Here is a 24,213-nt window from a genome sequence, read left to right on the forward strand (position 1 = left end):
TCATACATTCGACTGGGGGACTCAATCATGCCAGGACCGACAGGCCAGCAACCCCGATTCTTGCTCGTTTAGGGGCTATAAGAAAGGTAACGGGGGGTCGGGAGCGTTGGCCGGAATAAGGCGAGGTAATCGGGTCAGCGATCGAGGTCCTTGACCAACTGGCCCGGGACCACCCTTGGCGCCGGGCCGAAAGCCTGTGTGGTGGCGGCAATAACCGCGCGGCCCATCATGTGGTTGCCAGCACCACCAACCACAGCACCCACACCGAAGGGCAACGCACGCCCCAGGAGGGCGCCGCCCTGCTTGGCCAGCATCTTGCGGACAAACCGCCTCCTGATGCTGTTCCCGATGGTTCGCACGATCGGCGATGACACGGAGCTCCCCACCACCGTCCCCCAGTGTTCGGTAGCGCCGCCTCCCGAACCGCGCAGCACTGACTGGATCAGGGCATTGCCCTCCTCACCCATCAGGATGGCCATCACGAGGGTCCGCGCCCGCTCCGGATCATCGGTCTGCACTCCGTGGAGTTCCGCAACGGACTGCGCATACAGTGCCGTGGCCTCAAGGAACCCAATAGTGGCGGCGGCCGACAGGCCCAGCGACGCAATCGTGCCAATGGCAGGTACAACCGCAGTCGCTCCCACCCCCGCACCGGTGACTGTGATGACCGCGAGGTAGCTGCGCTCCAGGGCCGAACTGATCTCCTCGGCGGTGGCATCCGGGTTCTTGGCGTACATGCGGCGAAGATTCGCCAGCACCAGTGGACGCTGCACCTCAATGGCCCGTTCAATGGTCCGCTGGATACCCGGCTTGGGCTTTCCCTCTTTGTCGTAGAGGGCATCATTGGCCAGTTTCGAGGCGGGATTTAGGTTGGGCAGTTTCATTTACTGGGTCCTTCAGTTGCGCGCAGTCGATGCGCCGTAGGGAAAACTGCACAAAAAACGCCGCCGGGTTGCCCCGACGGCGTTCTTTGCACGTCTGAAATTAGGCGCGTGACTTGTTGTTGCGGCCGGTGATGGCACCGTAAACGACGAGCACGATCAAGGCGCCGCCGATGGCCAGCAGCCATGACTCAAGCGAGAAGAATTCGTTCATGTCGGCACCGAACAGTGCGCTGCCGATCCAGCCGCCGAGCAGTGCACCGACGACACCTAGGATGAGGGTGATGATCCAGCCACCGGCCTGCTTGCCGGGAAGGATGAGCTTGGCGATTGCGCCAGCGATGAGGCCTAGAAGAAGGAATGCGAAGAAACCCATGGAGTACTCCTTATAATCGAGTCTTGTCTACGAGTGATACGTATAACAAAAGTGCTGTAATGCAGGATGTCCCTACACAAGCTTTCAACCATCCTACTTCATCAGCGTGCTTAGCTTTCAATTAGAGCGGTGCTGAGTTCATTAAACCCCCGTGGTCGGGTTTTTCAATAGGCCACGCCGGTATTGATTTGATAACACTTAGCCGTTTTGGTAGCCGGGGCGCGCGCCCCAAAAACTGCCCAGTTAACGACCATAAACCGGAAGCACAGTAAGGTGACGACTACGTCACACTGATACACCGGGCGGATCAACGGATTCGCCCGGCCGGCCAATTCAGCCGCCGTCCGCGTTATATCGAAGGAGTAGTAGACAAAATGAGAATCGGTTCGTCAATCGTCCTTATTGCACTGGGTGCAATTCTTGCTTTTGCTGTCGCGGATGGCGTTGACTTCGTCGACCTCGCCCTGGTGGGCTACATCCTGATGGGTGTCGGAGTGCTTGGCCTCATCATTTCATTGGTGATGAACGCTCCGCGCAGCCAACGGCGGGTCTCCGAATCCCGATCCGTTCAAGATCCGAACACGGGCGAGACCGTTACCCGCAATGAGACACGCGACGGCGGCATCTAACGGCCGCCCCGCACCCGCCGTGCGCCACTCCCCACCAGCTGGGGGGTGGCGCTTTTTTGTTTTGCTGCAAAACCGTTGACAATCAAACATAAACACAGATATAGTCACTAAATCAGACATTTACTGTGATGGTAGTCACCACGCAAGGAGGCCGCAGTGTTCGCCGAAGAACGCCACAGCAGGATCGCCACCCTCGTGGCTGACGAGGGACGGGTCAGTGTCACCGAACTCTCGGAACGATTCAATATCACCAAGGAAACAGTCAGACGGGACCTCGCACTCCTTGAGGACGCGGGAGTCCTGCGCCGTGTCCACGGTGGGGCGGTAAGCGGTGCGAACAACAGCACCAGCGAGCTGAGCTTGAACAGCCGGGAGAGCCAGCACCAGCCGGAGAAGGCGCGGATCGCCAAGGCCGCCCTCGCCATGATCCCGGATGCCGGCTCCATCGTGCTCGACGCCGGCACCACCACCGGCCACCTGGCCGAACTCCTTGCCTGCGAGACCCGTGACGACCTGGTGGTTATTACGCACGCCGTACCGGTCGCCTTCGCGATCGCTGCATCTTCACTGCACCTCGAACTCGTTGGTGGACGCGTACGCGGACTGACCAGTGCGGCCGTCGGAAGCCACACCATCGACCGGTTCAACGGCTACCGCCCCGACATTGCCTTCATTGGAGCCAATGGGGTTCACTCAACCTTCGGGCTCAGCACGCCGGACCCGGATGAGGCGTCAGTCAAGACGGCGATCGTACGGTCTGCCCGCCGGGTCATCGCTGTCGTGGACGCCTCGAAACTGGAACAGGAAACGCTGGTCGGGTTCGCGTCACTGACCGACATCGACACGCTGGTCACCGACCAGGAACCGCCGCCCACTCTGGCTGCGGCCCTGGCCGACGCCGACGTCGAGGTGGTTCTCGCGTGATCATCACCCTGACGGTTAATCCAAGCCTCGACCGGACAGTTGAGCTGTCCCAGATCCTCACCCGCGGCGAGGTGCAGCGCGCTACCGCGGCCCACCAGGAATCCGGCGGGAAGGGTGTCAATGTGTGCCGGGCACTGACGGTCTCTGGCGTGGCCTCAACCGCCGTCCTTCCGGGAGACACCGATGACCCGGTGCTCGCAGGACTCCGGGCGGCGGGTGTGTCTTTCCGCAGCCTTCCGATCGGGACTCCCCTGCGCAGCAACATCACCTTGACCGAGCCCGACGGAACCACGACAAAGGTCAACGAACCCGGGCCTCACCTCTCCCGCACCCAACTCGACGACCTCCTGGAAATGGTGGTGACCGAGTGTGCGGGGGCCTCCTGGCTGGTGCTCGCCGGCTCCCTCCCACCCGGTGTTCCCAGCACGTTCTACGCCACGGTGATCGACACCGTGCGCACCCGGTTCGGCGACCTCTCGCCGCTGATCGCCATCGACTCGTCGGGTGCACCGCTCACCGATAGCCTGGCCACCGGGATCACACCGGATCTCCTGAAACCCAACGCCGAGGAACTCGCCGAGCTGAGCGGCGTGGCGGACGGCGAAGCGCTTGAGGCCGACCCGGCCCTGGCCGCAACAGCTGCCACCGCGCTGGTGGGTACCGGCGTCGGAGCGGTCCTGGCGACGCTCGGGGCCCGCGGGGCACTCCTGGTCACCGGCACCGAATCGTGGCAGGCGACGCACCCGCCGGTCGCGGCCCGGTCCACCGTTGGCGCCGGGGATTCCGCCCTCGCCGGGTATTTGCTGGCACACACCGCCGGCCAGTCCCCCGAGGACTGCCTGAAGCAGGCGGTCGCCCACGGTTCCGCGGCGGCCGCACTGCCCGGCTCGACAGTTCCAGCTCTGCACCAGACCACACCGGGCGCCGTCGTTACCCAGCGCCTTCCACACATCACCACCTCAACCCACACCCCGCTCGATGCACCACTTCCAAAGGAGGAGGATCAATGGCACAGCTGATTACAACTGAGCTCGTCTCACTGGATCAGGACCTGGGCTCTGACCGTTCGCAGGTGATCCGTCGGCTCGCCGATCAGGTTGCCGCCACGGGCCGGGCGACCGGCGCGGACGGCCTCTACGCCGACGCGCTTGCCCGGGAAGAGAAGACCGCCACCGGCATTCCGGGCGGCATCGCCATCCCGCACTGCCGGTCCACCTCAGTCACCGAGCCAACACTCGCGATGGCCCGGTTGAATCCGGCCGTGGACTTCGGCGCCAAGGACGGCCCGGCAGACCTGATCTTCTTCATAGCGGCACCCGACGGCGCGGACCAGGAGCACCTGAAGTTGCTCTCGAAACTGGCCCGCTCCCTCATCAAGAAGGACTTCACAGCGGCACTGCGTTCCGCGGACACTGAACAGGACGTGGTTGACCTCGTCCAGGGTGCGCTCGACGCCGGTCCCCGGCAAAGCAGCCAGTCAACACAGGCAGCCTCGGCAGCACCAACCTCATCCGGAGCTGGCGAACCTGCCACCCAGTCGAAGCCCCGCCGGATCGTCGCTGTCACCGCCTGCCCCACCGGCATCGCCCACACCTACATGGCAGCCGATTCACTGGTTGCCGCCGCAAAGGAACGCGGGGTGGACCTTCAGGTCGAAACCCAGGGCTCCTCCGGTGCCACTCCGCTGCCGGCGGACGTAATCGCCGCGGCAGATGCCGTGATCTTCGCCGTCGACGTGGACGTGCGCGACCGGAACCGTTTCGCGGGAAAGCCCGTCATCACATCCCCCGTCAAACGGGGAATTGACGAGCCCGGAATGATGGTCGACGAGGCGCTGGCCGCCGCCGACAACCCAAACGCACGACGCGTCCAGGGAAACACCGACGCCCAGTCACAGCAGACCGACGACGGCGGCGGCGAAGGCGTCGGACGCCAGCTTAAGCGCGCACTCCTCACCGGTGTCAGCTACATGATTCCCTTCGTGGCCGGTGGCGGTCTCCTGATCGCGCTTGGCTTCCTGCTGGCTGGCTACGAAATTGCCCTGTCGAACGCCGATGGTGTCGGTAATGCCGATGCAATGCTGACCCAGTACACCCTGCTCAATCTGCCGCCGGAGGGCCTCGCCGCCTTCCTCGGTGCGGTCTTCTTCAAAATCGGTGGCCTGTCGATGGGCTTCCTCATCCCGGCACTCGCCGGTTACATAGCCTATGCGCTGGCTGACCGGCCAGGTATCGCTCCCGGCTTTGTTGCCGGTGCAGTGGCTGGGTTCATGGGGGCAGGTTTCCTCGGCGGTATCGTCGGCGGCCTGCTCGCCGGCTACATCGCCATGATGATCGGCCGGATCAAGGTACCACGCTGGCTCCGCAGCCTGATGCCCGTGGTGATCATCCCGCTCCTGGCCTCCATCGCCGCGTCAGGGCTGATGATCCTCGTCCTCGGCGGGCCAATCGCTTCACTCACCACCGCCCTGAATGACTGGCTCTCCGGAATGACCGGCGCAGCAGCAGTCCTTCTAGGAGTGATTCTCGGCCTCATGATGGCCATCGACCTGGGCGGACCAATCAACAAGGTCGCCTACTCCTTCGCCGTCGCCGGACTGGGCGCCGGGGCTATTGCCAACCAGGCCCCATGGCAGATCATGGCAGCAGTCATGGCTGCTGGAATGGTCCCACCGCTGGCCATGGCACTCGCCACCGTGCTGGACCGCCGTCGCTTCTCGGTGGCTGAACGGGAGAATGGAAAGGCTGCCTGGTTGCTGGGTGCCGCGTTCATCTCCGAAGGCGCGATTCCCTTTGCAGCGGTCGATCCGCTGCGTGTCATTCCCGCCAGCATGCTGGGCTCAGCAGTGACTGGCGCCATCATCATGCGCTCCGGGGTCACCTCACAGGCACCGCACGGTGGCATCTTCGTCTTCTTTGCCATCGGGAATGTCGCTATGTTTGTGGTGGCTGTCATTGCGGGCACGATTATCTCGGCACTCACGGTGGTAGCCCTGAAACGCTTCGCCACGCGGAAAACCGAAGACGCTCCTGTTGCCGAGACGGTCGCCGCCTAACCGAACCCGGGAGGGTCTTTCAATGACGAAACTTACCGGAGTCGGGGTTAGCCCCGGCCGCGTAATCGGGCCGGTCCTGCAGATGCCAGGCAGGGCCCGGGAGCCACTCCAGGGCGAAACCTGGGGGGCGGACACCACGGCCGAGGCCGAGACTGTGCGTCTGAAGGCGGCGTCCAAGGCGGTCCAGGCCGAGTTGAAGCGCCGCGCCGACGCCGCATCGAAGGACGCAAGCGCGGTGCTGGAGGCCACCGCCATGATGGCGGCCGACCCCATGTTGCTGAAGTCGGCAACCAAGCTCATCAATGCGGGCACCTCAGCGGAGCGGGCGGTATGGGAAGCCGGTTCAGCGGTCGCCGAGATGCTGCTCAGTCTCGGCGGCTACATGGCCGAGCGTACCCAGGACGTCCACGACGTGCGTGCCCGGCTGGTAGCCGAACTTCGCGGGCTACCGGCCCCCGGCATTCCCACCTCGGATAGGCCGTTCATCCTCGCTGCAGAAGACCTTGCCCCGGCTGATACCGCAACTCTCGATGCGACCAAGGTACTGGCGCTGATCACCAGCAGCGGCGGCCCACAGTCGCATACGGCAATCCTGGCCCGTGCGCTGGGGCTGCCGGCCGTCGTGGCTGCCTCAGGTGCCGAGGCCATCGAGGCCGGAACCGAGGTGTACGTGGACGGCGCGGCCGGCAGCATCAGCACCGACCCCGGCGATGAGGAGCGCGCTCTGGCAGCCAGGTGGGTGGAGCAGTCAGCTGCGCTGGGCACGTTCAACGGTACGGGCGCCACCGCCGATGGGCATCCTGTGCCGCTGCTGGCGAACGTGGGTTCCGGCAAGGATGCCCGGGCGGCGGCCGCGGCCGGCGCCGAAGGTGTCGGCCTGCTGCGCACCGAGTTCTGTTTCCTGGACCGGGAGACCGAGCCGAGCCCCGACGAGCAGGCGGCAGCCTACCAGGAGGTTTTCGACGCGTTCCCCGGCAGCAAAGTGGTGGTCAGGACGCTCGACGCCGGCGCGGACAAGCCGCTGCCGTTCCTCACCGACGCAACGGAACCCAATCCGGCGCTCGGTGTACGGGGCTACCGGACCGGATCGGTCAGCCCCGGCGTGCTCACCCGCCAGCTAAAGGCGATCGCCCGGGCAGCTGCTGACTCAGAGGCCGAAGTGTGGGTGATGGCACCAATGATTTCGACGGCCGCCGAGGCCCAGGCGTTCGGGGAGATGTGCCTCGCCGAGGGGCTGAACCGCCCTGGCGTGATGGTCGAGGTGCCGTCAGCCGCGCTGACCTCCGAAGCCATCCTCCAGCACGTCGGGTTTGCCTCACTGGGAACCAATGACCTCACCCAGTACACCATGGCGGCCGACCGCCTGCTGGGCCAGCTCGCCGCACTGAACGATTCCTGGCAACCAGCTGTTTTACAGCTCGTCAAACACACCGTTGCGGGGGCCGAATCGGCCGCCGCCAGCGCAGCCACCGAGAAGCCGGTGGGTGTGTGCGGCGAGGCTGCAGCGGATCCGGCCCTCGCCGTCGTACTCGTAGGGCTGGGGGTGTCGACCCTCTCCATGTCAGCGAGGGCGCTGCCCACTGTCGCTGCGGTGCTGGCCTCGGTGACCCGCCACGAAGCTCAGGAACTTGCCGCCCTGGCCCTCGCCGCGACCACCGCCGAACAGGGACGCAGCATGGTCCGTGAACGGCTCCCCATTCTGGAAACCTTGGGCCAGTAAGAGCCCCAACCAAGGAGGAACCCTATGTCAGAACGCAAAGCCACAGTCGCAAGCCGGGTTGGCCTGCACGCCCGCCCCGCAGCCATCTTCGCCGAGGCGGCGGGTGAGCTTCCCCTGGAGGTCACCATTGCCCTGGACGGCGAACCGGCAGAGGACGCGATGGACGCATCGAGCATCCTGTCCCTGATGGGGCTCGGGGCCTCCCACGGCGACGTCGTCGTGCTTCGTGCAGACGGCGACGGTGCCGAGGAGGCCCTCGAGTCCCTGGCGAAGATCCTGGAAACTGACCACGACGCCTAGCTGTCCCGCGCCTAGGTGTACTCAGTCAGCAGGTGCAACCAACCTACTGACTGAGTACACCTAGGCGCGGGTTTGGTCTCCCTCGCTCGCACTCACTGAGGTGCTGGCGAGGGAGGCTTCCATAGCCTTCTGACGCTTCTTCATCCAGAACGACAGCACGAAAATCAGCGCAAGGGTTGCGTAGATTACCGCGGCGATCGGTGAAGTGATCAGTGCCGAGGGGTCTCCCTGCGAGATGGCCATGGAGCGGCGGAGCTGATCCTCAAAGATTGGACCGAGGATCAGGCCCACCACCATCGGTGCGATCGGGTAGCCGTATCGGCGCATGAAGAACCCGAGCAGACCGATGATCAGTAGGATCCACACATCCACCGGCGTGAAGTTGATCGAGAACGCGCCGAGGGCTGCAAAGACCAGGATGCCCGCGTACAGGTAGGGGCGAGGGATCTGAAGGATCTTCACCCACAGCCCCACCAGCGGCAGGTTCAAAACCAGCAGCATCAGGTTGCCGACGTACAGGCTGGCGATCAGCGCCCAGACCAGGGCACCTTCCACCTCGAACAGCAGCGGACCGGGCTGGATCTGGTACCGCTGGAAGGCAACCAGCATGATCGCCGCCGTCGCGGTAGTGGGGATACCGAGGGTCAGCAGCGGCACCAGCACGCCTGCGGCAGCTGCGTTGTTGGCGGATTCCGGACCCGCGACACCCTCAATGGCTCCGTTGCCGAACTGCGCCTTGTTCTCGCCTTTGGCGAGCTTGCGTTCGGTTGCGTAGGAGACGAAGGTCGCAACGTCCGCACCGCCGGCCGGAATGGTGCCGATCGGGAACCCGATGAACGTGCCGCGCAGCCAGGGCTTCCAGGACCGGCGCCAGTCGTCGCGCTTCATCCACTTGCGCCAGTTGCCGCTGACCGGGATTACCGCCACCGACCCGTGACGCATCCGCGACGCGATGTACAGCGCCTCACCCATAGCGAACAGGGCCACAGCCACCAGGACGACGTCGATGCCGTCCGCGAGGAACGGGCTGCCGAATGTGTAACGCTGCTGAGCCGTCAGGGCGTCGACCCCCACGAACGCGAGGAACAGTCCGATGCACAGGGACGCCAGTCCCCGCAGCACCGACGCACCCAGGAGTGCCCCGACAGTGAGGAAGGCGACGACCATCAGCGCCACATACTCGACCGGGCCAATCTGCACAGCAAATTCGGCGAGCATCGGGGCAAGGAAGGTCAGCAGGACTGTGGCGACGGTGCCGGCGACGAACGAGCCGAGCGCGGCGGTGGCCAGAGCGGCCGCTCCGCGTCCCGCCTTGGCCATCTTGTTGCCCTCAAGCGCCGTAACGACCGACGCCGATTCACCGGGTGTATTCAGCAGGATGGAGGTGGTGGAACCGCCATACATGCCGCCATAGTAGATCCCGGCGAAAACGATGATCGCCGCCGTCGGATCAAGGCTGTAGGTGATGGGCATCAGCAGCGCGATGGCCATGGCCGGGCCGATGCCCGGCAGCACACCCACGGCTGTTCCGACCAGTACCCCGCCCAGTGCGAACAGCAGGTACATCGGCTGCATGGCAACCGAGAAACCCTCCATGAGGGCCATAAAGTTATCCATTGAAGATTTCAACCCCTTCCAGGAGGAACCCGGCGGGGAGGGAGACGCCCAACAGACCGGCAAACACGAACTGCAGCACCAGGGCCATCACGATGGCGATGACCGCGCTCTTCCACCAGGACAGGGCGCCGAGCGTCCAGCTTGCACCGAAAAAGAGCACCGCAGCGGCAACGGGCCAACCCGTCGGGACGATGAGCAGGATGTGCAGCGCCACGAACCCGACAAGCTTGGCAACGGTCAGCCAGTCGGTCTTCACGTTGAGGTCGACATCCTCGCCCTCTTCAGGAGCGCCGCGATGGCCACGCAACAACTGAACGATGATCGCGGCCCCGAGGACCACGAGCAGACCGGACACGATGAACGGGAACTCCCGTGGGCCAATCCCGGTTGCCGACGGGGGCGTCCGGATATCGGCGCCGGCCACAAAACCGAAAATGCCGAGACTCAGGATCCCTGCTGCGAAAATGATCTCTCCGATGGGCCGGCCAGCGGCGGTCCGCGCGCCGCTGGCCTGTGCCTCTGGTGGGTGGGTACTCATGGCGGCTACAGCAGGCCGATGTCTGTCAGGGTCGTCTTGACCGTTTCGATGTCCTCTTCGAGGAAGGTGGCGAACTCCTCGCCGGTGAGGAAGGCGTCCGCCCAGTTGTTCTCGGTGAGGGTTTCCTGCCACGACTCCGTCTCGTGCAGCTCAGTGATCAGGTCGGTCAGCGCTGCAGCCTGCTCCTCGTCGATCGAGCCCGGGGCGACGACGCCGCGCCAGTTGGTCAGGACCACATCGATGCCCTGGTCGGTCAAGGTCTCGACCTCGGGGATCTGGCCTGCTGGTTCCTCACCGGACACTGCAAGGGCACGCACTGTGCCCGCCTTGACCTGCTCGGCGTATTCGCCGACACCCGAGATACCCGCAGATACCTGGTTGCCCAGGAGGGCAGCCAACGACTCACCGCCGCCGGAGTACGGGATGTAGTTCAGTTTGTCGGGGGCCACGCCCTCGGCCTCGAGGATCATGCCTGCGAGGATGTGGTCGGCGCCGCCGGCGGAGCCGCCGGTAACTGAGACAGCCTGGCCGTTCTCTTCGATATCGGCGACCAGATCCTCGATGGTCTGGTACGGCGATTCGGCGGGTACGACGACGACCAGCGGCTCGTCGGTGAGCCGCGCGATCGGCGTGGTGTCCTCGATGCGGGTCTCGGCCGCGTTGGTCTCAACCGCACCAACCATGACGTAGCCCATCACCATCAGCGTGTTGGGATCCTGTTCGGTCGCCAGGCGGGTCAAGCCGTTCGTGCCGCCGGCACCGCCGACGTTCTCCACCGAGGCGCTGCCCACAAGATCGTTTTCTTCGAGATCGGTCTGAATGGCGCGGCCCGTCTGGTCCCAGCCGCCGCCCGGGTCTGCCGGTACAACGATATTCAGGCGGTCGATTCCGCCCTCGGGGGTCTCGGCGCCGCTGTCGCCGCAGGCGGATAGGGCCAGTGCCGAGACTGCTGCGACAGCGACCAAAGCTGAATGGCGCTTCATTGGGCGATTAAGCTTCATGATGAGATTTCCTTTCTTTGGCGTGATGCAGATCACCAGGCCGTCCGGTTCATCGTAGGGACCTCCCACCGGGCGGGGAAGAATACGGACATAACGCACGTATTGGTCATTACGGTCATGACGGGAACAGGGTCAGAGAGCCGCTGACATGCCAAGATAGGGTCATGATCAGGTCATTGTCGCTGAGGTCACAGCTCTTTCTTTTGCAGCTGTCCATCGTGTTGATCATTGTCCTGATCGCCGGGTCGGTCGCGATCCGGATGCAGGAGCAGCAGATCCGTGACGCCTACGAGACGCGGATGGTTGGAGTCGCCCAGTCGGTCGCCCAGTTACCCACCATTGTGGAGGCGTTCGACGACGCCCGTCCCAGTGACACCATCCAACCGATCGCCGCTCTCATCGCCCAGTCAACCAATGTCACCTATGTGGTGGTGACCGACGACGCGGGGATCCGCTATTCCCACCCGAACCCGGAGATGATCGGATCGATGGTTTCCACTGATCCGTCGGTGCCCTTGTCGGGGGACACATTCGTGGGAACCCAGACCGGCACCCTTGGGGAATCATGGCGGGTGAAGGTCCCCATTTTCGACGACGACGGCTCAGTGATCGGCACCGCCTCAGTGGGCATTCTCGAATCCCGGCTCAGCCAGGACCTCCAGGAGGACCTCCCTCAGCTGCTGCTGTGGCTGATCGCGGCCGCCCTGCTGGGATCGGCGGGGGCTATCTACGTATCCCGCCTGGTGTGGCGCCGCATCTACAAGCTGGAGCCCGAGGAAATCGCCACCCTGCTTGAGACCAGGGACGCCATGCTGCACGGAATCGGAGAGGGAGTGGTGGCGGTCGATGAACGGGGGAGAATGGCGCTGCTCAACGACGAGGCGCGCCGCCTCCTTGGCCTCGACGACGCCGCCGTCGGCCGCCCCGTCGTCGACGTCCTCGACCCCACCCTTGCGGGGATGCTCGATTCCGAAGGGGCCGTCGAGACCACGGTGCTGGTCGGTGAGCGGGTGCTGCTCGCGCAGGCTAACCGGGCCGTGGTGGACGGGCGGCGGGTGGGCAGCGTGCTCATCCTCCGCGACCGCACCGAGCTTCACCAGCTGCTGCAGGATCTGGATGGCGCGCGCGATGTCACCCAGGCGCTACGGGTGCAGGCACACGAATTCTCCAACAAGATGCACGTCATCTCGGGGCTGCTGGAGCTTGGCCGGACCGAGCAGGCGGTTGACTTCATCACCCGTTCCGGCCACGGCGGTTCGGTGGTCTCCGGCGATCTCTGCCCGGGAATCACCGACCCCGATGCCGCCAGTCTCCTGATGGCGAAGAGTACGATCGGTGAGGAAAAGAACATTCAGGTGATCATCGACGGTAGTTCGACGCTCCACCCGGACGGAACCACCGACCAGGTGACCATCCTGGGGAACCTGATCGATAACGCAATGGAGGCGGTCGGCTCTAATGGAACCATCCACGTTTCCACCGCCGCTGACGACTCAGGGTGCGTGATCACGGTGTCCGACGACGGCCCCGGCGTACCCGACGGGCTGCGGGAGCGTATCTTCGAAAGCGGTGTCACGACCAAGGCTGAGGGACCCTCCGCCGCGCGCGGGTTCGGGCTTTCCCTCCTCCTTCGGGTGGCGCAACGCCGTCATGGGCGGATCGAGGTGGGCACCTCCCCGCTCGGTGGAGCCGAATTCCGGGTCAGGCTCGCTGCGGTCCCGCGGCCCGTCGCGGTAGGCGGTGTGAAACAGCAGTGACCCAGTTGATCCGTACGGCCGTCATCGACGACGACCGCGAAGTCGCAGGGGTGCACACCGGGTTCCTGATGGCACACGGCGGCTTTGAGGTGGTGGGCGTCGCCTACACAGGTGCCGACGGACTCGAACTCATTTCCAGCCGCCGCCCGGAACTGGTGTTGCTCGACATTCACTTGCCTGACCTGTCGGGAATCGAGGTCCTTCGTGCTGCCCGCAATCTCACCGGCGACCCGGTGGACATCATCGCCATCACTGCGGCCCGCGAACTGGAAACTGTCCGCGCAGCAATGGCCGGCGGGGTACTGCACTATCTGGTCAAGCCGTTCAACTCCAAGGTTCTCCTCGAGCGTCTTGATCAGTACGTTACCCATCGCCGGCACATTCTCGAGCACAGCGCAGGAAACTCTCCGGCGCTGGACCAGGCGGTGATTGACCGGCTCCTGGTGCCGACTCAGGAGCACCGCGCTGGCGCCGGGATGAAAGTCCAGGCCTCACTGCCGAAGGGCCTATCGGTGCCGACCCTGGAGGCAGTGATCGGGGACCTGCGCTCCAACCCGGAGGGCTCCTCAGCGTCGGAGGTTGCGCTAAGGCTCGGTCTGGCACGGGTCAGCGCCCGGCGATACCTGGAGTACCTGGTCGCCCGGGAGCAGGCCAAGATCACGCCACGATATGGAGCCGCGGGTCGGCCGGAGAAGCGCTACGCCTGGACCGGCTGAGCAAACAAGAACGGGTAGGTGCGTCCACCCGTTCTAATGGACGCCCCACCCCGCACTGTACGTAGCTCCGCCGTCCCCCATGGCAAGCAGAGTTACATAATCATTATTTTTGCACACGATGATGAAAGTGTGAATAGGTTTGACGCCTTCAATCACTAAAACGTCACATTTCACGCAAGGCTATTACCCGGTGGGGTCAGTTCGGTTCGGCGCCGGGAGGCCCAGATGACTGTCAGACCACTAACTACCAACAGTATTGATCCGAACGGGAGAATGATTTCCCACGCTCCCAGGTGCTTCCCCACCAACAGTCTGACCACAGCGAACACCACCACGGCACTGAACCCGATGGCGAGCAACGCCGAAGCACTCCGGTACGCCAACCGCCCGGCAGGATCCAGCATGCCCTTCCACGCCGGCAGTACCAGGCAGGCCGCAACGTATCCTGGATAGAGCCGCCCGGCCTCCGCGTAGAGTCGGACTGTGTCCTGATCCCGGAAAGCCGCCAGGCCCGTCGAACTCTCTGGAAGATCACTGACCAGAAAGAACACCACGGTAACCAGCACCACCGCGCCGAGCACCGCCAGTCCCAAAGGGCCGACGATCAGCCAGCGTGTGCGGGGCGATCTGAAGGCCCCAGCAATCCTGATTCCCAGCAGGACGAAGATTGCGAACAGTGAAAGCCTGATGAGAAGGTTCGCAATGTTCATCCCACCCAGGAACCCGTCGATGGGTAAATAGATCTGCGGCAGGCTGAGCCCCACTGCAACCACCAGGAGCACCATCGCAGTGAAAACCGACCGACCGCGTCCCCGGACCGCATCGGGAAGCCGCAGCAGTGCGAAGGCGATGCATGACGCAAGTACGATCCACTGGATTAGATGCTCAGTCATCCGAGGTTCTCCCATAGGTCCTGCTCACGGCTGTTCGCTTGCTCGAGCTTCTTCAATGCTTTGCCCAGCACGTCCAACCTGTCCCTCGCCAACAGCACAAGGCCGGCATCCGACTTCCGACCCAACGCCTGATGCCTCCCCTCCACCGGCCAACCGCCCTCCGACGGGGTGATCAGATTTGTCACAACGAGACCGCTGGCGAGGGACACCCCCGCCAGCCGTGCCGCCTCCAACGCGAGTTCCGGGGTGAGGCGGCCAGCGGTAAGCTGAGCCGACAGATTCTGTGGTGCCACCCCTGTTTTCCGGGCCAGCGCCTGCCGCAGGTCCCCCGTATCGACTGCGTCGACCCAGGCCCGCACCGACGTCTGGTGCGGGAACGGCACCAGATCCAGCTTTACGGGGTGCCCCATCGCCTCCTCGTCCCTGCTGCGGGCCACCACCAGCCGAAGAATGTCGATGTGCGACACCTGGCTGATCAGCTCCGCATCGGTTGGCCCCCGCATTCCCCCGGGGAGGTCACGGTACCCCTCGAAGTTGCCGAGAGCCTCCACCGGGTGCAGGCCGTAGGCGCGGGCTATGCTCACGATCGTGACGACCGCAACCTTTCCGCGCACCAGCTGCTGTCCCAGGGTGGAACGTTTGATTCCGGCTTTGCGGCACAGGTCAGAAACTGTGTCATTGGGTGCGATCTGGGAACGCCACAGCTGAAAGGATTTGGCTGTGACGGCCATTACCACCCCTTAACTGGACTTATAACGCTCGGTTTGAAGTATACTTAAATCGCTGGCTCCCCATTCTGCGATTCCCCCATACGCAGAACGCGGAGCCAGTTTCATTTTAACTCTCCAAAAGTTCGGCTGTTACCAGCGAGCCTTCTTTTCGGTCTTGCCCTGCTTACCACTGCGGTGCACAGGCTGGTGGTTTGGGCCCGTGCTGCGGGCGCCGTCCAGTTTGCCGAAGTCGGGATTCTTTTTGGCGAGGGCGAGCTTCGCCCTCGGGTCATCCTGAAGCTTCTTGGCTGCCGAATCGGACAGGTGCGCTGTGATCTGGTCCTCGGGCTGGGAGTCGCCCTGGGTGTTGTCCTGTTTCTTGGCGTGGTTGGTCATGGTGATCCTTAAATTCGGTTGCCAAACATCCGCTCAGCAAGCAATGGGTGAATAAGAAGCTCCGCTCGGAGGCATACCTCAACGAGCGATGTTTTCGATAGGAAGGGCGGTCCCGACGGACTACTCGAAAATTAGTGTTCTCATGCGACTAAACGTACACGACACCCAGCGGGTCGGCCAGAGCCCGACGTCGGGAGATTTCAGTCCACCACCCTGTCACCGAGGGTCGACCGGGTAGTGACGGCGGCGTCCCGAATGACGCCCGCTGCGACTTCCGCAGCCGTCAGCGCTTCCTCCAGGCCAGTCAATGCGGCCGAATACTCTGCGGATCCGGCGTCGCCCACATCGAACCGTTCGCGCAGCAACGCTGCAGTGCGCATCGAGCGGATCAGCCGGGAAGTGTCGCTCCGCGAAAGGTCGGTCATGGATGGGAAGTCGATCGCCGCGGCAGGGTCCAGCTCGTAGCTCACCCACTGCTGGAGGACGCGTTCGTGCCGGCCCTTGAGCGTCTCCCGCTCGCGGCGAAGTGCCTCGTCGACGAGCCTGATCCTGCGTTCATGCTCCCCACGCCAGAGCCATCCCGCTGCTACTCCGGCACAGACCAGCGCCCCGGCGGTGACCAGCCCCCCACTGCCCGGGATGGTGGCCGCGGCTCCAACGATGGCGAATAAGACGGCTGATAATCCGGAGAATCCGTACCAGAACAGGGAATCGACGTCGTTGTCCCGTTTCAGGCTGGCGGCGAGTGCCATCGCGGTCAGTGCCGTCAGGATCCCCACCACGGCAACAGCGATCGACGCTTGAAGCACGAAACTGGCAGGATCCATGGGTCTTCCTCTCGGCGGGGCCAACAGGTAAACGGACCGGGTGGGCCGTGAACGTTGAGCCCTGGTGGAGTTGCCTACTCTCTATTGCAGACGGTTCCGGCGCCGGAGTCAATCCTTTTGCCTTTTCGTGGCCGAGCAGGTCCCGTTAACGAACTGGAGTCCCCGCCGATCCGAGGATCGGCGGGGACTCCAGTTCGGGTATCCCACGATTGTGGGCCCTGAGGGGCTCGAACCCTCGACCCACGGATTAAAAGTCCGATGCTCTACCATCTGAGCTAAAGGCCCTCATCACCACCGACCACCGAAGTGGTCGAAATGACCTGCCTACATTATCGCATCCTGTACCGGAGTGCAGAACGGGGCCCTAATTCCGGCATCAACCCACCACAGGCTCGACGATTCTCAGTGCTTCGACCAGCCGCCGGTACAGGTCGTCGCTGGCCAGCAGTTCGCCATGGGTGCCGGTTGCCCTGATTCGGCCGTCCTCCATGACAAGAATGGTGTCTGCGTCGATCACCGTGGAGAGCCGGTGGGCGATGGTCAGGACCGCACCTGTGCTGGCGCGGTCGCAGATACAGTCGTGAATTGCGGCCTCGGTGAGACCGTCGACCTGCGCGGTGGCTTCATCGAGCAGGAGGACTGCAGGGGTCCGCAGAATGGCCCTCGCGAGCGCTATCCGCTGACGTTGCCCACCGGAGACTGCTGTGCTGGATAACTCCGTCTCCAGGCCGTCAGGCAGCGACATCACCTTCTCCTCCAATTTCACCGCCCGGAGGGCATCCCAGACCTCGTCGTCGGTGGCGTCCGGGTGAGTGAACAGCAGGTTATCCCGGATGGTGCCGGGAACGATGGGTGTCTCCTGCTCCACGTACGCCAGCTGCGCGCGGATCTCGGAGTGGGTGTAGCTCGAGTAAGGCTTCCCCTCCAGGAGAATCTCCCCATCCTGCGGTTCGATGAATCGCAGGAGCAGCGAGAAGAGGGTGGTTTTACCCGCGCCCGATGGGCCGACGACGGCGGTATGCCCGAGCCGCGGGATGCTGACGGTCACGCCGTCGACCGCCGGCTTGACGTCTGGACCGTAGGCAGCCCGCACCTGGCGGAACTCGAGGACCGCGCCAGTCCCCCGGTCGCTGACCTGGGACTGGGCGACGTCGGCCAGATCCTCCTCAACCTCCATCTGCTGCACCTGGGAGATCCGCGACGCGGCAGCGATTCCCGACTGGACGGCGGTGATGTTCTGGGTGAGCTCGGTGATCGGCCCCATGATTCCAAATGCGTAGAGCAGGAACGCGATGAGACTGGATACCTCAAGCACCCCCAGGTCCACCCGCCAGGCGCCGACCCCCAGGATCACGATGATCGCCAACTGGATCCCACCGCCGGCGATCGTCCAGGCAACAGCCTGTGTGCGCACGGCGCGCACGCTGTGCCTCGCTGACTCCCTGGCCTGGGTGACGATGCGTTCGCTCTGCCTGTCCTCGGCGCGGCTCGCTTTGACGGTGCGGACCGCGCGGAGCGCGCCCTCCAGCACACCCCCCAGGTTTCCCACGGACTCCTGGGCCTGTTCCTCGGCCTGGGCGATGCGGGGCATCAACAGAGCAAACAGGACCCCGATAATGACGATGGCGGTCAGGGTGGTTGTCAGTAGGACGAGGTCCAGCACACCCATCAGGATCAGGGTTCCGAAAAGTGCGACCGTCCCGTTGACCAGGCTGACCGCACTTGACGAGGCGGCTTCCCTGAGCAGGACCGTGTCCGAGGTGACCCTGGTGACAATTTCCCCCGTAGGACGCCCGGTCAGTTCTGCGACCTTGGCCTGGAAGAACCGGCGCACCATCGATTCGCGCGCGTCCAGCACAACCCGTTCCGCGAGTGTGCCGAGCAGAATCCACTGCCATAATCCGACCACCGAGCCAACCACCAGGAGCCCCAGCAAGACTCCGATCGGTTCCCTCAGCGACACCGACGTGCCTACCGAGTCCAGAACCCATTTGGTCACCATCGGAGTAGCCAGGGCAGTGGCTGTGGTGATCAGCCCCAGGACCAGACCGAGCGCCAGCACCCGTCGATGTGGGCGGATGAATGACCACAGAATTTTGAGCCGCGGATACCGACCAGGTGTGGAAGGAGTACTCATACCCCATTGTCTCCCCACTCGCTGAACTATCGATACTGATCTTCGCGGTGAAATGGCACGAATAATGTGCGTCACCTTGCCCGGGCAGCGGAGCCGGAAGGCTCCCTCCCAGGGGATGCTGGCATGGAGGGAAATGTCAGGAGTATCCTCAGTTCATGAGCGGTAACTACAGGAACCAGAGTCCCAGGCACCACAAGCCCAAGCCCTTCGCGCCGCTGGACTTTGAGGTTTTCGCCGGCGGTGCCGACCCCTCCCGGGTGTCGGAAGCCGCCCACCTCTCGGCGCGTGCCCTCGTTCACCATGGCAGGCTATCCGAGGACCCGGATGTGACCCAACGCCTGGTTGAACTCGCTGATCAGCAGGGGCTCGAGGCCATCGCCGAGATGTGGGCCGAAAGCCCAGCCCGCTCACTTCCCGGCGCCCTCTGGAGGCTCTACGCCCTGCGGGCCGCCACCCAGCAGAACCCCGAACGCATCGCCTCCTACTTCAAATCGGGCAAGGACGTAGCCCAGGTCTCCAAGGTGATCGCTGGCGTGGCCGAGCCCCCCGGCGCTGAGGAAGTCCAGTCAATGGCGGACACGATTCTTTCCGGCGCGTTTGAGGGCCAGTTCGATGTAGCACTGGAACGCTTTGCCGCCTTCTGCCGGGTCATCGCGCTCGGCCAGACCCATCACGCCGACGACGCCGAACCCACCAACGAGGTCCACGCCGCAAAGTTGACCCGCAACTCCCAACAACTGATCAAGACGGCCGAGGATCTTGAGTACGCTGCCGCGTCCTGGCGGCGGGGTGAGCTGGACTAGGGCAGCTCCCGGGACGCCAATGTTGACAGGAGCGCCCCGGAGGAGAAAACTGAAAGTGGTGTCGGACCGTGGAACCCCCGGGCTTCAACATTTAGCCGCTTCGAGCGGCCTTCCGCCGAGAGGCGCTCCCGGTTCGACACCATTTTTGCGCCCTATTTGCATCATCGCCCAATCTGATCGGCGGTGATGGCCGCCACTCCGGGCGAAAATAAGCCGCGGCTGGGCTGTCGGTTATTCTTAGGCAGCAACCCATCGTCCTTGGGCAGCAGACCGATCATCATGATGCCCCGCTAGGTTAGGTAGCCCACGTGAAGCTTCGCCTCTTCCCCCAGGAGGACGCCGGACTGGTGCTGCTTTCCGACATGGCGCAGCAGCTCGTGCTGGGCGTTCGCACCATGTCAGGGATTCTGGGGGCGGCCACGCGGGACTACGATCTCTTGGCCGAGGAACTGCACCAGCACGAAGCCAACTCGACCGACCTGCATTTCGCCCTCCTCACCTCCATGCGCAGCAGCTTCGTCAACCCGCTCCCCCGCGAGGATCTGTATGCGCTGTCCCGGCTGCTGAACGAGGCAATCGAAAAACTGGATGGGGCTGCGGAGCTCATCGCCCTGTACCAGCTCAGAAAACTGAGTCGTCGGGCCACGGAGCAGCTTGAGGTCATCAACCGGCAGGCAGAACTGACTGCGGCGGCGATGAAGCGGCTCAACTCGATGGATGAACTCGAGGAGTACTGGATCGAGATCCTCCGGCTCGCCAAGCGCGCCGAGCGCACCCACAGGATCTGGTGCTCCGAACTCCTCAATGACCACAAACCCCTGGTTTACGCCCGCCACCGCGACGTCGCCAATCAGTTGGTCGATGTCACCAAGGACATCCGCAAGGTGGCGACACACGTGGGCAGTATCCTCGTCAAGGAATCGTAGGTGGAGCTGTTCCTCCTGGGCATCGTCGTGGTACTGGCCGGCGGCTTCGCTTTCCTGAACGGGTTCCACGACGTATCCAACTCGGTGGCAACCGCCGTGCGCACCCGTGCCCTCACCCCGAGCGTCGCGGTGCTCCTGGTGGCACTGTTCAACCTGGTCGGCGCTCTGCTTGGCACCGGCGTTGCTCTCCTCTTCACGGGTGACGCCATCCGATTGCCCCCCGGCAGGGTTGGTCTCGGAATCCTCATCGCCGCCCTGATCGCGGCCCTGAGCTGGGGCCTTTTCACCTGGTACCGGGGCAAGCCGTCGTCGTCCACCCACGCCCTCATTGGCGGACTGATCGGCTCCGGTGGAGCGTCAGCTCTGTTGGGAGGGGAATCGATAGCCGACTCCGAACGGGTGTTCCTGCTGCAGATCGCGCTCCCGCTGCTCCTCTCCCCGCTGGTGGCATACCTACTGGCCTATCTCGCGGTGTTCCCTGCGATCTGGCTCCTGCGGTACAGCCCGCCGCGAAAGGTGAACTCGGGTAGCCGGATGGCACAGTCAGTGCTGGCCGGCGTGTTTGCCCTGGGACACGGACTGCAGGACGGGCAGCGCACCATGGTGGTAGTGGTGCTGGCCCTGGTGGGCAGCGGCGTCGCAACCGGCTCGGACATTCCCCTGTGGGTACAGATCTTCGCCGCCGTTCTGCTGGCCACCGGGTCCCTGTTCGGGGGGTGGCGGATCACACACACCCTGTCGCACCGGCTGGTCCGGGTCGACCCGCTGCGCGGCATGACCGCGCAGGGAGTCTCTTCGGCGATGCTCTTTGTTGGCTCCATCTCCCTGTCGATGCCACTCTCAAGCACCCACACGATGACCTCGGCCATTCTCGGAGCCGGCGCCAACCAGCGATTCCCGACAGTGCGCGGCCGCGAGGTGGTCAAGGTGCTACTCGTCTGGTTCTCGACGGCAATCGTGACCGCCCTGATCGGCGGAATCCTCTTTCTGGCGATGAGCCCGCTGCTCTAGGGGCCCGAAACAAGCAGAAGCGGCCCCGGAGCTCAGACCCGCCGGTTGCAACCGGCAAACCTTGCCCTCAGGGCCGCTTCTGTGACGAGCAGACCCGACACTCCGGACGGGTCAGCCGAAACGACCCGACACGTAATCCTCGGTGGACTTCTCCTTGGGGTTGTTGAAGATGTCTGTGGTGTTCCCGAATTCAATCAGTTTCCCCGGCTTACCTGTTGCGGCAATGTTGAAGAAAGCGGTCTTGTCGGATACCCGGGCGGCCTGCTGCATGTTGTGGGTGACGATCGCCACGGTGTAGTCGGTTTTAAGCTCGTTGATCAGATCCTCGATCGCCAGGGTCGAGATCGGATCCAGAGCCGAGCAAGGCTCATCCATCAGGATCACTTCAGGAGACACAGCGATGGCGCGGGCAATGCATAGACGCTGCTGCTGGCCGCCAGACAGTCCTGAACCCGGCCGGTCAAGACGATCTTTGACCTCGTTCCACAGGTTGGCACCGCGCAGTGACTTCTCCACCAGAGCATCGGCGTCAGACTTGCTGATGCGCTTGCTGTTCAGCTTCACACCCGCGAGCACGTTGTCGCGGATCGACATGGTGGGAAACGGGTTGGGTCGCTGGAAGACCATGCCGATCTGGCTGCGCACGTGCACGGGGTCTACTGCGTCGTCGTACAGATCGTCGCCGTCGAGCAGTACCTCGCCCTCGACCCGGGCACCGGGGATCACCTCGTGCATCCGGTTAAGGGTGCGCAAAAAGGTCGATTTGCCACAGCCAGATGGGCCGATGAACGCGGTGACCGAGCTGGCTTCAATGGTTACATTGACATCCTCGACAGCAAGGAACTTGCTGTAGTAGACGTTCAAATCCTTGACGTCGATACGCTTTGACATCTAAATCCTTAAGTTCTGCAGCGCTAATTAGCGGCTGGTTTTGGGGGCAAACATCCGAGCAATGAGGCGGGCTATAAGGTTCAGTAGCATCACGAGAATGATCAGGACCAATGCGGCCGCCCAGGCTCGCTGGGTACTTGGGTCAGTGCTGGTCGGCGAGGTTGGCGTGATGATCTGGTAGTAAATGTAGGTGGGGAGCGTGCTCATCCACCCACCGAACACATCAAGGTTCACTCCACGCGCGAATCCAGCGGTGACAAGAATGGGGGCCGTTTCGCCGATCACCCGTGCGATCGCGAGGGTTACTCCCGACGCGATACCGGAGATGGCCGTGGGAATGACCACCTTGGTGATGGTCCGCCACTTCCGCACCCCGAGGGCGAAGGAAGCTTCACGAAGCTCGTTGGGAACGATCTTCAACATTTCTTCGGTAGCTCGGACCACCACGGGGATCATCAGCACGGACAGTGCGGCCGCCGCCACAAATCCGGTCCGGGTACCCGGACCGAAGATCAGCCCGAACAGGGCCGCCGCGAACAGGCCGGCCACGATCGACGGGATGCCGGTCATCACGTCGACGAAGAAGGTGATTGCTCGGCTGAGCGGACCGCCAGTGGAGTACTCGACCAGGTAGATGGCCGCCAGCAGGCCCACGGGTACCGAGATGATCGTCGCCCAGAGGGTGATCTGCAGGGTGCCGAGGATCGCGTGATAAGCGCCGCCCAACACGGGGGTTCCATCGATCACTGTCTGGTTGTCTATGGCGCCCGTCAGCCCGTTCATCGAACGGAAGAGGAAGTTGTAGGTCAATCCCGGCATGCCACGTTCCAGCACAGTCCAGATCACCGAGATCAGGGGCAGCACCGCGATGATGAACGCGCCGTAGATGAGGTAGGTGGCAAGCCGGTCACGTGCTTTACGTCCGCCTTCCACCACTGCCGACACCACGGTACCGCCGACCACGAAGAAAACGGCGGTGAAAATTGCCATCGCGATAGGGCTGAAGCCAAGCAGTGCTGAGAAAGCTGCTCCGAGAATTATTGCGCCGGCTAGGACAGCCCAGATGGACCACTTGGGAAGCTTGTTCTTGGTGAACTGGGACGGACGCCGGGTCATGGTTGCATTACTCATTAGTTGGCACCTGAGAATTCCTTGTGGCGGCTGATGATCCACCGGGCGATGATGTTCACGGCAAGGGTGATGACAAAGAGCACCAGTCCCGCTGCAATGAGTTCGCTGAGGCGCAGGCCGAAGGCCTCAGGGAAGTTGAGGGCGATCTCGGCTGCGATGGTCTGGTTTCCGGTCTGGATCAGGCTGGCTGTGAGTGCTCCGCCAGAGAGGACAAGGGCCACGGCCATGGTCTCGCCGAGCGCTCGCCCGAGCCCGAGCATCGCGGCACTGATGATGCCAGCACGCGCGAAGGGCAGCACCGACATCTTGATCATTTCCCACCGGGTGGCGCCGAGGGCCAGTGACGCTTCCTCGTGGAGTTTCGGGGTCTGAAGGAAGATCTCGCGGCTGAGCGAGGTGATGATGGGCAGGACCATTACCGCGAGGACTATCCCGGCAGTGAGTATGGTCCGGCCGGTGTTGCTGGCCGGACCCTCGAAGATGGGGATCCAGCCCAGGTTGGTGGCAAGCCAGTCGTAAGCCACCGCAAGCTGAGGCGCCAAAACCGCGTAGCCCCACGCGCCGTACACCACCGACGGGATAGCTGCGAGAAGGTCGATCAGGTAGCCGAATCCCTGGGATAGCCGCCGCGGCGCGTAGTGGGAGATGAAGAGGGCGACCCCAATACCGATCGGGGTCGCGAGAATCAGTGCGATGGTCGCGGCGATTACCGTGCCGATGACGATCGGCCAGATATAGGAGAAGAAACCGTTACCACCCGAGATATCAGATGGGTCAGCCATGAAGGTGGGGAGTGCCTGGGCTAGCAGGAATATTGCCACACCAAACAGCACTGCCAGAATAAGACAGCCAGCCACGAGGCTTGCTGTGGAGAATATTTTGTCCCCCGATTGACCGCTGTCGCCTTCTCTGCGCAACGTGTTCGGAGACACCGTCTTCGTGGACACTAGTGAACCCTTCAGTGCTGGTACGGG

Annotated in this window: 24 protein-coding genes and 1 tRNA gene; 11 read left to right on the forward strand and 14 right to left on the reverse strand. The window is 63.5% G+C overall.

Going from position 1 to position 24,213, the window contains the following annotated elements; genetic code table 11:
* Positions 1-134: 134 nt before the first annotated feature.
* Both IWX64_RS08495 and IWX64_RS08500 read right to left on the reverse strand, forming a co-directional pair.
* The gene (locus tag IWX64_RS08495; protein ID WP_196866702.1) at positions 135-884 is read right to left on the reverse strand and encodes a hypothetical protein; all 750 of its coding nucleotides are present in this window, start codon (positions 882-884) and stop codon (positions 135-137) included.
* 100 nt (positions 885-984) lie between these two features.
* Positions 985-1,257 carry a GlsB/YeaQ/YmgE family stress response membrane protein gene (locus IWX64_RS08500; RefSeq protein ID WP_196866703.1) on the reverse strand — a complete coding sequence of 91 codons (273 nt, stop codon included), beginning with the start codon at positions 1,255-1,257 and terminating at the stop codon, positions 985-987.
* 374 nt (positions 1,258-1,631) lie between these two features.
* Between IWX64_RS08500 and IWX64_RS08505 the strand changes: the two genes are divergently transcribed.
* From IWX64_RS08505 to IWX64_RS08530, 6 genes are all read left to right on the forward strand, one after another.
* Positions 1,632-1,886: a DUF6458 family protein gene (locus IWX64_RS08505; RefSeq protein WP_196866704.1), complete on the forward strand. Its 255-nt coding sequence runs from the start codon at positions 1,632-1,634 to the stop codon at positions 1,884-1,886.
* Between the two features lie 156 nt (positions 1,887-2,042).
* Positions 2,043-2,810, forward strand: coding sequence for a DeoR/GlpR family DNA-binding transcription regulator (locus tag IWX64_RS08510; RefSeq protein WP_196866705.1), 768 nt, complete (start codon positions 2,043-2,045; stop codon positions 2,808-2,810).
* Positions 2,807-3,829, forward strand: coding sequence for a 1-phosphofructokinase family hexose kinase (locus tag IWX64_RS08515; RefSeq protein WP_196866706.1), 1,023 nt, complete (start codon positions 2,807-2,809; stop codon positions 3,827-3,829). The genes IWX64_RS08510 and IWX64_RS08515 overlap by 4 nt, the downstream gene beginning before the upstream one ends.
* A complete protein-coding gene (locus tag IWX64_RS08520; RefSeq protein ID WP_196866707.1) occupies positions 3,817-5,865 on the forward strand; it encodes a PTS fructose transporter subunit IIABC in 2,049 nt (682 codons plus the stop codon). Before IWX64_RS08515 ends, IWX64_RS08520 begins: the two co-directional genes overlap by 13 nt.
* A gap of 22 nt (positions 5,866-5,887) precedes the next feature.
* Positions 5,888-7,585: a phosphoenolpyruvate--protein phosphotransferase gene (ptsP, locus tag IWX64_RS08525; RefSeq protein WP_196866708.1), complete on the forward strand. Its 1,698-nt coding sequence runs from the start codon at positions 5,888-5,890 to the stop codon at positions 7,583-7,585.
* A gap of 24 nt (positions 7,586-7,609) precedes the next feature.
* Positions 7,610-7,885 (forward strand): HPr family phosphocarrier protein, encoded by a 276-nt coding sequence (locus IWX64_RS08530; RefSeq protein ID WP_196866709.1) that lies wholly within the window; start codon positions 7,610-7,612, stop codon positions 7,883-7,885.
* Positions 7,886-7,945: 60 nt separating this feature from the next.
* Here IWX64_RS08530 and IWX64_RS08535 read toward each other — a convergent pair whose 3' ends face one another.
* From IWX64_RS08535 to IWX64_RS08545, 3 genes are read right to left on the reverse strand one after another with little or no spacing between them, the layout of a single operon-like run.
* Positions 7,946-9,502: a tripartite tricarboxylate transporter permease gene (locus IWX64_RS08535; protein WP_196866710.1), complete on the reverse strand. Its 1,557-nt coding sequence runs from the start codon at positions 9,500-9,502 to the stop codon at positions 7,946-7,948.
* Complete coding sequence (locus IWX64_RS08540; RefSeq protein ID WP_196866711.1) at positions 9,495-10,040, reverse strand: tripartite tricarboxylate transporter TctB family protein; 546 nt, start codon at positions 10,038-10,040, stop codon at positions 9,495-9,497. The genes IWX64_RS08535 and IWX64_RS08540 overlap by 8 nt, the downstream gene beginning before the upstream one ends.
* 5 nt (positions 10,041-10,045) lie before the next feature.
* Positions 10,046-11,041 carry a Bug family tripartite tricarboxylate transporter substrate binding protein gene (locus tag IWX64_RS08545; protein ID WP_196866712.1) on the reverse strand — a complete coding sequence of 332 codons (996 nt, stop codon included), beginning with the start codon at positions 11,039-11,041 and terminating at the stop codon, positions 10,046-10,048.
* Positions 11,042-11,205: 164 nt separating this feature from the next.
* Between IWX64_RS08545 and IWX64_RS08550 the strand changes: the two genes are divergently transcribed.
* Positions 11,206-12,798 carry an ATP-binding protein gene (locus tag IWX64_RS08550; protein ID WP_196866713.1) on the forward strand — a complete coding sequence of 531 codons (1,593 nt, stop codon included), beginning with the start codon at positions 11,206-11,208 and terminating at the stop codon, positions 12,796-12,798.
* Positions 12,795-13,514: a response regulator gene (locus IWX64_RS08555; RefSeq protein WP_196866714.1), complete on the forward strand. Its 720-nt coding sequence runs from the start codon at positions 12,795-12,797 to the stop codon at positions 13,512-13,514. Before IWX64_RS08550 ends, IWX64_RS08555 begins: the two co-directional genes overlap by 4 nt.
* Positions 13,515-13,684: 170 nt before the next feature.
* Here the strand turns inward: IWX64_RS08555 and IWX64_RS08560 are convergent, their stop codons facing one another.
* From IWX64_RS08560 to IWX64_RS08585, 6 genes are all read right to left on the reverse strand, one after another.
* Positions 13,685-14,407, reverse strand: a complete 723-nt coding sequence (locus IWX64_RS08560) for a hypothetical protein (protein WP_196866715.1) — start codon at positions 14,405-14,407, stop codon at positions 13,685-13,687.
* Positions 14,404-15,138 (reverse strand): hypothetical protein, encoded by a 735-nt coding sequence (locus tag IWX64_RS08565; RefSeq protein WP_196866716.1) that lies wholly within the window; start codon positions 15,136-15,138, stop codon positions 14,404-14,406. Before IWX64_RS08565 ends, IWX64_RS08560 begins: the two co-directional genes overlap by 4 nt.
* 129 nt (positions 15,139-15,267) lie before the next feature.
* Positions 15,268-15,513, reverse strand: coding sequence for a hypothetical protein (locus tag IWX64_RS08570; protein ID WP_196866717.1), 246 nt, complete (start codon positions 15,511-15,513; stop codon positions 15,268-15,270).
* A gap of 200 nt (positions 15,514-15,713) precedes the next feature.
* Positions 15,714-16,340: a hypothetical protein gene (locus tag IWX64_RS08575; protein ID WP_196866718.1), complete on the reverse strand. Its 627-nt coding sequence runs from the start codon at positions 16,338-16,340 to the stop codon at positions 15,714-15,716.
* Between the two features lie 212 nt (positions 16,341-16,552).
* A tRNA-Lys gene (locus tag IWX64_RS08580) sits at positions 16,553-16,625 on the reverse strand.
* A 91-nt stretch (positions 16,626-16,716) separates the two neighbouring features.
* Positions 16,717-18,477, reverse strand: a complete 1,761-nt coding sequence (locus tag IWX64_RS08585) for an ABC transporter ATP-binding protein (RefSeq protein WP_196866719.1) — start codon at positions 18,475-18,477, stop codon at positions 16,717-16,719.
* Between the two features lie 155 nt (positions 18,478-18,632).
* Between IWX64_RS08585 and IWX64_RS08590 the strand changes: the two genes are divergently transcribed.
* The 3 genes from IWX64_RS08590 (at position 18,633) to IWX64_RS08600 (ending at position 21,217) form a co-directional block, all read left to right on the forward strand.
* Positions 18,633-19,280 (forward strand): hypothetical protein, encoded by a 648-nt coding sequence (locus IWX64_RS08590; RefSeq protein WP_196866720.1) that lies wholly within the window; start codon positions 18,633-18,635, stop codon positions 19,278-19,280.
* Between the two features lie 308 nt (positions 19,281-19,588).
* Entirely contained in the window at positions 19,589-20,206 is a 618-nt protein-coding gene (locus IWX64_RS08595; protein WP_196866721.1) for a DUF47 domain-containing protein, read from the forward strand.
* Positions 20,207-21,217 carry an inorganic phosphate transporter gene (locus IWX64_RS08600; RefSeq protein ID WP_196866722.1) on the forward strand — a complete coding sequence of 337 codons (1,011 nt, stop codon included), beginning with the start codon at positions 20,207-20,209 and terminating at the stop codon, positions 21,215-21,217.
* Between the two features lie 111 nt (positions 21,218-21,328).
* On the opposite strand, the gene pstB is transcribed toward IWX64_RS08600, so the two are convergent.
* Genes pstB through pstC form a run of 3 tightly spaced genes read right to left on the reverse strand, consistent with a single transcriptional unit; the run spans position 21,329 to position 24,171 of the window.
* Entirely contained in the window at positions 21,329-22,108 is a 780-nt protein-coding gene (gene pstB / locus IWX64_RS08605) for a phosphate ABC transporter ATP-binding protein PstB (protein ID WP_196866723.1), read from the reverse strand.
* Positions 22,109-22,135: 27 nt separating this feature from the next.
* The gene (gene pstA, locus IWX64_RS08610) at positions 22,136-23,239 is read right to left on the reverse strand and encodes a phosphate ABC transporter permease PstA (protein ID WP_196866724.1); all 1,104 of its coding nucleotides are present in this window, start codon (positions 23,237-23,239) and stop codon (positions 22,136-22,138) included.
* Positions 23,239-24,171, reverse strand: coding sequence for a phosphate ABC transporter permease subunit PstC (gene pstC, locus IWX64_RS08615; RefSeq protein WP_395939882.1), 933 nt, complete (start codon positions 24,169-24,171; stop codon positions 23,239-23,241). The genes pstA and pstC overlap by 1 nt, the downstream gene beginning before the upstream one ends.
* Positions 24,172-24,213: the final 42 nt, after the last annotated feature.

It is taken from the genome of Arthrobacter sp. CAN_A212 (assembly GCF_015752345.1).
GTDB lineage: Bacteria > Actinomycetota > Actinomycetes > Actinomycetales > Micrococcaceae > Arthrobacter_D.